Source organism: Alkalibacterium sp. m-11 (genome assembly GCF_054658155.1).
In genome coordinates this window covers 1-7,366 of record NZ_BAAGIR010000099.1, presented here as the reverse complement: position 1 = coordinate 7,366, position 7,366 = coordinate 1, and the positions used below count along the sequence as shown (strand labels likewise).

The 7,366-nt window shown below is 41.9% G+C and carries 9 protein-coding genes; 2 read left to right on the top strand and 7 right to left on the bottom strand.

All coding sequences use genetic code 11. The features are described 5' to 3' along the window. Positions 1–172: 172 nt before the first annotated feature. Complete coding sequence (locus ACYQ2O_RS09345) at positions 173–601, bottom strand: hypothetical protein (RefSeq protein WP_346024201.1); 429 nt, start codon at positions 599–601, stop codon at positions 173–175. Between the two features lie 59 nt (positions 602–660). Further along, positions 661–996 (bottom strand): hypothetical protein, encoded by a 336-nt coding sequence (locus ACYQ2O_RS09340; protein WP_346024202.1) that lies wholly within the window; start codon positions 994–996, stop codon positions 661–663. Positions 997–1,381: 385 nt separating this feature from the next. Between ACYQ2O_RS09340 and ACYQ2O_RS09335 the strand changes: the two genes are divergently transcribed. Continuing rightward, on the top strand, positions 1,382–1,717 hold the full coding sequence (locus ACYQ2O_RS09335; RefSeq protein ID WP_346024203.1) for a DUF6054 family protein: 336 nt from the start codon (positions 1,382–1,384) through the stop codon (positions 1,715–1,717). Between the two features lie 124 nt (positions 1,718–1,841). Next, entirely contained in the window at positions 1,842–3,101 is a 1,260-nt protein-coding gene (locus ACYQ2O_RS09330; RefSeq protein WP_346024204.1) for a hypothetical protein, read from the top strand. Positions 3,102–3,182: 81 nt separating this feature from the next. Here the strand turns inward: ACYQ2O_RS09330 and ACYQ2O_RS09325 are convergent, their stop codons facing one another. The 5 genes from ACYQ2O_RS09325 to ACYQ2O_RS09305 all read right to left on the bottom strand — a co-directional run bounded on the left by ACYQ2O_RS09325 (position 3,183) and on the right by ACYQ2O_RS09305 (position 6,906). Beyond that, positions 3,183–4,085 (bottom strand): macrolide 2'-phosphotransferase, encoded by a 903-nt coding sequence (locus ACYQ2O_RS09325; RefSeq protein ID WP_346024205.1) that lies wholly within the window; start codon positions 4,083–4,085, stop codon positions 3,183–3,185. Beyond that, positions 4,060–4,407 (bottom strand): DUF3784 domain-containing protein, encoded by a 348-nt coding sequence (locus tag ACYQ2O_RS09320; protein ID WP_346024206.1) that lies wholly within the window; start codon positions 4,405–4,407, stop codon positions 4,060–4,062. Before ACYQ2O_RS09320 ends, ACYQ2O_RS09325 begins: the two co-directional genes overlap by 26 nt. Positions 4,408–4,439: 32 nt before the next feature. After that, complete coding sequence (locus ACYQ2O_RS09315; protein WP_346024207.1) at positions 4,440–5,000, bottom strand: hypothetical protein; 561 nt, start codon at positions 4,998–5,000, stop codon at positions 4,440–4,442. A gap of 12 nt (positions 5,001–5,012) precedes the next feature. Beyond that, positions 5,013–5,855, bottom strand: coding sequence for a patatin-like phospholipase family protein (locus tag ACYQ2O_RS09310; RefSeq protein WP_346024208.1), 843 nt, complete (start codon positions 5,853–5,855; stop codon positions 5,013–5,015). A 142-nt stretch (positions 5,856–5,997) separates the two neighbouring features. After that, positions 5,998–6,906, bottom strand: coding sequence for an alpha/beta hydrolase (locus ACYQ2O_RS09305; RefSeq protein ID WP_346024209.1), 909 nt, complete (start codon positions 6,904–6,906; stop codon positions 5,998–6,000). Positions 6,907–7,366 lie beyond the last annotated feature (460 nt).

Below are 7,366 nucleotides of genomic sequence, written 5' to 3'. Positions count from 1 at the left end.
CACCCTTGTGACCTTAACTGAAACCATTCAAGTGTTTGTCAAGGGCAAATGCGGCTCCGATTGGTATAGTCAGTGGGCCTTCACCACCTTTAATTTTTAGTTTTCATAAAAAATTTGACAGTTCCCACTCGCCTCTTCTGCTGGTATGGAAGGGCAGCAATCAACTATTAATCTATGCGTTACTGTTAATATCTTTCAGACTCTCTGAAATCACACTCACATGTAACAAAGCCTCATACTCGCTCATATATTCCAAACCGCCCTCGTCAACAAGACAATATAGAGGAAAATCATTTTCCTTATCTAGTGATCTAATATCCTTCTTGAAAAGCTGAACATCAACTGAAGACTTAATTAAATTAGTGACTTTGTATTCATTTTTGAGATAGTCTTGAAAAGTCTCAAACATAAAAAGACGAAAACTATAGTATGTATTTACAAAGTCTGCGAATTCTTTTAGAAAAGGCACGGCACTGTCTCTCTTTAGAAATACGTCAGTGAAATGATTGAAGTCTGTTATCGCGTGCTGCTTCTCATACGATTCATAGATGCTCTGGGTCAATTCGTTTGACTTGTCTACGTAATGTTGTAGTTGGCTCATTCTTATTCTGCCTCCCTGTTTTCACTGATCGTCATCCATGAGCTGAATGGATTATAATTTTATAGCGTATAGCATCTGTCCTCTACTTGGAATTCAGACTCTGTAATATAGAATGTATCTGAATCACCGTTAGTAAAAACCAGTTCTGCTGAGTGTGAGTCTTCTGAAATACTGCTGAATGGCTGTCTAGTCATGTCAATGTGCCAGTAAACAAATCTCTGCGGGTAAGCCAGTACGTCTTCCAGGTTAGAAAAATCCTCAGAAACACTGACATTAAAGTAATCAACCATATCTTCGTCAACAGTATATTCATCAATTCCTTCCGAGCTGGTTTCGTAAAAAGTAACTGAACTGACCTCACAGCCATCGATGTGATTAATCAGAAAATGATCCATACGGCTGTCTCTCCACATCAGAAAAGCGGTTAAAACCCATATGACAATGATTAGTAAATAATTTAAGACCCTTCAGCACTATCTTTTTAGTGGAACGGTCACTTTAATTATTCTGCATGAGACAAGTCCCTTTTCGATCTGAAATAATAGTATAAACGAATGCGCGAGTAAATCATACAAACATTATATCATAATAGGATGTTAATATATTATATAATATTTTTAGTCTCTTGATACATCGTGGACCAAAAGTATAAACTTGCTTCCTGGAAGGCGTAAGATAAGTTTAATAATACTTGAATATATGAGTCTGAAGAATGATTCCTTTTCCATCTATTAATGGTAAGATTACTTTAAATTCATTGATTGGAAAGTAGGATGGAAAATGGCTAAATATATTTACGAAACAACCGGAAATTTTGATAAGTTTGTAACTACTGTTCGTGATTTGGCTCAGGATATCAGTGCGACTACAAATTATGAAGACGGCCATCAATTCGGAAACACCAGCTCCTCGATGGTCTTTGAACGTTATAGTGTTGCCGGTTCAAGCAGAGTATCATTAAGCGTGATGATCACTGAAATCGATGGAATAATTCAACTTGTCGCTATTCCTTCTGGTGGCAGCCAGGCAATAGCATTCAAACTGAACAATATCGGTGAAGAAGCCTTTTTACAAAGATTCAAGGAATCACTGGAAACCAGCAGGAAGACCTGGTAATCATAATTATAAATTTTGAACTAATGGATTCTTCTACATAAATTCTTAACTATCATTCTATTAATCTGAAATATACTTTATACAAGCAGTTGCTAATATAATATAAGAAAATGGACGTGAGAAAATGATGAAGCATACTGAGTTACATAGCCTTGAAGCCGACCGACTTTTAAGCGACTCTTTAGAAGGATTCGCTGAAGCCGCCCTCTTCCCTGCTGACAAGCTGACAAAAGTGCCATACTGGAAAAAGCTCTGGAATGAAAAACGTCTGGAGAAATTACTGAGAGATTTGATGGATGACTTGGAGCCTCACATGTCGGAGCTGGCGGGTTATGCTGAGGATATGGATGATAAGCATTCAGACACCGTCAGTCGAGTTAAGCAGTTAGTTACTAAAACGCTTAAAGAGATCGATGAGAAACGTCTCCTCTTTGATCGGCCATTCCTGACTTACTTTATGTCTCAAGGCTATATGGATGTGGCAGAACATTTTATCGAGCGAGCGAAAAAAGAAGATCCGAATCTGAAAAATGAAGAGATTTTCCAGGCACTTAGAAATGTCTGGATCATGAATAGTCTTCAGCTTCTGTGGGATCAGCCTCTCACCCTCACCTCCCCTATGTACGCCTACAGTATGCTCTACCCGTACACTGATAATCTTCTGGATGATCCTGACGTGAGTGGAGATATTAAAGAAGCGTTTAATGATAGACTTAAACGTGTTTTGTCAGGAGAATCAGTTGAAGGATTAAATGCTAAAGAAACTCGGATGTTCGACTTAGTCGAAGACATTCATGCAGCCTTCCCGCCTGAAAACAATCCAGAGGTTTGTGAGAGTATTATGCTTATCCAAGCAGCTCAAATCGACAGTATGAGGCAATGTGGCGAAGATGAACTAACTAAAGAGGACCTGCTGAAAATCAGTTTCTACAAGGGAGGAACGTCGGTATTGGCGGACGCTTTTCTTGTTAGAGGGTCACTGAGTTATGAAGAGATGCTGTTTAGCTACCAGTACGGTGCTTTTCTTCAGCTACTGGATGATCTTCAGGATAAAGATGAAGATACAGAACAAGGCAATCAGACCCTTTTTTCCAGGATCAAATTAAATGAAAAAGCAGATGATGATATCCGTCAAGTCATAGCGTACATTTACTCGGTCAATACAAAATCGGCGTCAGATTCAAACCATGCTTCCTTACTGAAAGAAGTTATCGGTCAATGTACCCTGCTCATGATTATGGAAGCAGTAGGCAGGAACCCTGATACTGTCTCTGTAGCCTTTTATAAAGAACTTGAAGCCTGCTCAAAAGTCAGATTGTCCTTTTATAGAAAGCTTAATGAAAAAATCAGCACATTTATCAAGGAGTCCGAACTATTGGGCTGACTTAATTCCTTATAAAGCTAAAGGAACCCCTCCACCAGGAAAGATTGGACCTGATGAAGGGGTTCTTTTAGTCTTCTGAAATCAGTTACCTTTCAGCATATCTTCAGCCATCTTACGGTAGTCTTCCAGACCTGATGACTCGGCAAATTCGGCAATGGTAATGGCTTGAATAGAAAGGCGTTCGATCGTGTGCTCTTTCATCTTGGGCCAGGTCCGTCCACCGGCTGCTTTGTAAGCTTCAATCAGCTTGTCCAAACCGCCTTCACCAAACAGCATATAGACAGCGGAAAAATCGATCGACGGATCAGAACCTTCTGCTTCAGTCCAGTCAATGATCCCTGTGACTCGATTGTCATCATCGATAAGTGTGTGTCCTGGGAACAAGTCTCCGTGAACCATAACTGTGTGTTCCGGCCAGTAAGTCTTATCATTCACCCAAGTCTGCCACCTCTCCCAGAGCTTGTCCGATACAGTGTAGCTGTTTTTAATCTTGTTCATCCGGGTCTTCAACGTATTCTTTACCTCTTCCGCAGAATATATGTTGACCCCTGCTCTACTCGCTTCCTCCAGCGGCAGATTGTGCAAGGCAGCAAGGCTCTGTCCGAGTGAGGTGATGTATGTTTCAGGAACAGCTTCCGGGTCAAATACCCACTTCGGTTCCTGAGTTTCTGGGTCAGTTATGACGGCAGGCTTACCTGTAAGTTTTTTATATAAAATCAGGTCATCACACACTATTTGCCAGATGGGGACTTCAAACGTCGCCTGCTTACTTCTGATGAAATCAAGGAGTCTCTTTTCTTCCATGATTTTGTCGTAGACGTCTTTTCGCCTGGGAATTCTGCAGACCCATTCCTGTCCGGTTGTATCTTCTGCAAAGATGACCTCGAAATCCAGTCCCATGGATTCGAGAGTCATGGATGCTTCGATCAGATCGATTCCAGATGATGCAGCCTGATCTCTAACGCGTTTTGTTGTTTCGTTCATTGTATTCTTTCCCCCGTGTCGTATTTCCATCATACCTTTGAGCGATGATCAGGACGATGACTGTCCAAAGTAGAAAGACGATCGTGACCGGTGTCGGAGGAATGCTGATGCCCAGAAATTCCAGCAGAGCCATAAGCAGAAACGCTCCCCCGCTGATATAGGCGTAGATTCCTAGAAAGCGGCTGAGACCGTCAGTATCTACCTTTTTCTTTTTTTCTTTAGGCATCGTATTATACCCTGCGATCAGCATGTCCCATTTCAGAACATGCACGGCGAAGCCAATGATCAGCAGGAGAATGCCCATGAACAGATAAGTCCACATGTTAGTTCCTTCTTTCCAGGTTAAATTTATTATTATTTTTCAGTATGATAATTCTGAGGACGCCAGTTACCATCAGAGGCCTGTTTCAGAAAATCATAGGTCTGAAAGGCACTTGCGTTGGCTCCGAATACATCGGGGCCTTTTTCCTTAGTAATGGCGCCAAGCTCATAAAGAATCCACGTCATATACTTTTCCGCCCAGTTCTTGTCAGTCACCTGATACAGGCGTGATAAGGCAATGGCATCTCTATCTTCGAAGATGTCATCCAATGGGCGTCCCCTGCTATTTTCAATTTTGATAAAAGCACTTAAAATATCAAAAAAGCTGTCTCTCTGATGGACTGAAATTACTCCGGAATGGGTCATGACTTTGAAAACAGCCAGAAGTTCAATAATTTCTTTGTAATCGGGAAGGTTCAGATTACTGAGAATCTTCTGACTGTGTTCTCTCGTTTCTTCCATGGCGCTGATAAACAGCTTGAACTTACTTAGTTCCTCCTCGAATACAGGACCTTCTTTTGTAAAGTCCGGGTTGAAATACAGGTATTCTCTAACCCAGGGTTTCTCTTCTATCAGTTCAGTCAATTCAGACATGATACGCTCCTTTTAAGCATAGATATAGTGTTTAAGTTCATCCAGTCGTGCTGCAGTATCTTTTACACCCAGGTCATACATCATCTGAAGCTTGTCAGGGTCACGTTCGAGACGTTTGATCGGAATCGCTACAGAAGGACGGATAACGAAGGCCTCTTTCGTTTGCTCATCCTTTGTAATCTGCTCTACAGTATTGTTGTAGTTACGGTATCGCTGTTTCAAGGTCTCTTTAAACTGCGGATACTTTTTATACCACTGATCGATCAGGAAAGGGTTTGGCTTTGATTTTCTGTAGTCAAGCGGACGGGTGAGTATTACGATTTTTTTATCGTAACCCAGATCACTAGCTTTCTCGTACGGGATGCTGTCAGCTACGCCTCCATCCAGATAAGGGGTTCCTTCCAGGTCCACAGGTTTTGATACAAAGGGCATGGACCCTGATGCTCTAAGAGTTTCCATCTGACTGAATGGATCAGTGATCTGCTTGTATTCTGCCTTTCCAGTCTCCATATTAGTTACAGTGGCATAAAAATCGATGTTAGACTTTTTGAAGCTCTGTTCATCAAAGACATCCAGTGCATAAGGAACAGTATAATAGGCAAACTCCTTATTGATGATGTCACCTGTTCTGAGCAGATGCCTCATGCCCATGTAGCGTTTGTCTTTTAGATAGGTTTTGTTGTACCTGAGTGCTCTGCCTTGCTGTCCTGAAGCATAGTTGATTCCGAACAAGGCCCCGGCTGATACGGTAACCATACCGTTCACTTTTATTTTTTCATTCATTAGTGTGTCCAGCACACCTGCTGTATAAAGGCCTCTCATGCCTCCACCTTCCAGCACCATTCCTACTGACATCTTCTCACCTTTTCATGCATATACTAATGTTTCATCCTTTTTACTATACCATTTTTTAGCATACTTAAGAAAGATTCTTCTAGAAATCCATTGGCTAAAAAGAGCCCGTCTATTGGACTCTCTATCATTTCCGGAGCGTAGATTAATCACTTTCAGTATGTGACTGAAGGAAATTGATCATGATATCGATCACTTCCTGAGTGAAAAATGGTCCACCGCCGTGATCAGCTTCGTCTACACAGTAGAAAATGGAGTCAATGCCTCTCGAGGTGCAGATCGTATGCAGCTCCACGCTTTGCTCAAAAGGGACGATTGTGTCTCTATTGCCGTGCATGATCAGTAAGGGAGGATATGTCACATCGTCTTTTAAATAATGATGAACCGTACCCGCCATTTTTCTGTCGACTGCTCCATCTGATAAGAAATCAGCCAAAAGGAGATTTTCCGGACTGGTTGGAACGTCGTGTGGGACTGTCGAGTTAGGTGTGCTGATGGTAGTTAAATCAGTAACGCCATACAAATCGATTATCCCTCTAATATCTGGAAGAGGCCTACTGGACGCATCCAGTTGATCCGTCCCCCATGTGGCCCAGCTCAACAGCGCAGTATGTCCGCCGCTGGAATCACCTGACAGGAATAGGTTAGTGATGTCTATAGGCAGCTCATCGGCATGATCGGCCAGGTAACGGACCGCCGTCTTGCAGTCTTCGACGTGACTGGGAAATGTTGCATCTGGAATAGGCAGGTATTCGACAACTGCCAATATGTATCCACTCGTCACTATATCCTTGAAATCAAATATGTGACCATTCAGATTCTGCTTGAACCAGGCTGACCCCTGGACATGAACGACTACAGGGTAGCGTGTCGTTTCATTACCATGCTGGTCAGGATACACCATGCGGATCTTCAGATTTTGGCCATTCTTTCTAGTGTAGACTAGGTCTTCACTGTCCGCCCGTGCAAGTATATTTGTCAAATCACCCTTGACTGTTTTCATCCCGGGTGCTGTCGCTTCAGATTTTGGCATTGTTTCGGGAGTATAGGACATTCAATTACACACACCTTTCAAATGGGAATATCTTATCTATGAGTTTATATGTCCGGTCAATTGATGTCAATTTAACAAGTAATCGCTTCCTGAAGTCTGTATAAAAAAGCACAGAACTGAAGTTCACCGGATAGTTTCGTGCTGAACTATTTCCTGACGTAATATTCTATAGTTTAAGACATAAAACAATGCCTGAACTACACTCAATTTCGGATGAGTATAGTTCAGGCATCTGGTTCCTTGCTGTACTTAAGTTTACTTGTCCAATAATGAAGTTTATCCTTCTAGAATCAAATAAACTCAATTCAAGGTGAACTACCCACCACTTAAATCCTTTGGATTTTGAAGTGGGGGCTTCCTACGAACTCCATTCTTGTCTGCACAGACTTCATACAGACAGAGGAATCGGATAGGGGTAGGCTCAAAAGGCAGTCCCTGCCTCATTGATTTTCTTTTACTT

Bases quoted from the DNA above. Each gene is read 5' to 3' on its own strand.
- ACYQ2O_RS09330 (WP_346024204.1), top strand. From the start codon at position 1,842: ATGATGAAGCATACTGAGTTACATAGCCTTGAAGCCGACCGACTTTTA.
- ACYQ2O_RS09310 (WP_346024208.1), bottom strand. From the start codon at position 5,855: ATGTCAGTAGGAATGGTGCTGGAAGGTGGAGGCATGAGAGGCCTTTAT.
- ACYQ2O_RS09320 (WP_346024206.1), bottom strand. From the start codon at position 4,407: ATGTGGACTTATCTGTTCATGGGCATTCTCCTGCTGATCATTGGCTTC.
- ACYQ2O_RS09305 (WP_346024209.1), bottom strand. From the start codon at position 6,906: ATGTCCTATACTCCCGAAACAATGCCAAAATCTGAAGCGACAGCACCC.
- ACYQ2O_RS09325 (WP_346024205.1), bottom strand. From the start codon at position 4,085: ATGAACGAAACAACAAAACGCGTTAGAGATCAGGCTGCATCATCTGGA.
- ACYQ2O_RS09335 (WP_346024203.1), top strand. From the start codon at position 1,382: ATGGCTAAATATATTTACGAAACAACCGGAAATTTTGATAAGTTTGTA.
- ACYQ2O_RS09340 (WP_346024202.1), bottom strand. From the start codon at position 996: ATGGATCATTTTCTGATTAATCACATCGATGGCTGTGAGGTCAGTTCA.
- ACYQ2O_RS09345 (WP_346024201.1), bottom strand. From the start codon at position 601: ATGAGCCAACTACAACATTACGTAGACAAGTCAAACGAATTGACCCAG.
- ACYQ2O_RS09315 (WP_346024207.1), bottom strand. From the start codon at position 5,000: ATGTCTGAATTGACTGAACTGATAGAAGAGAAACCCTGGGTTAGAGAA.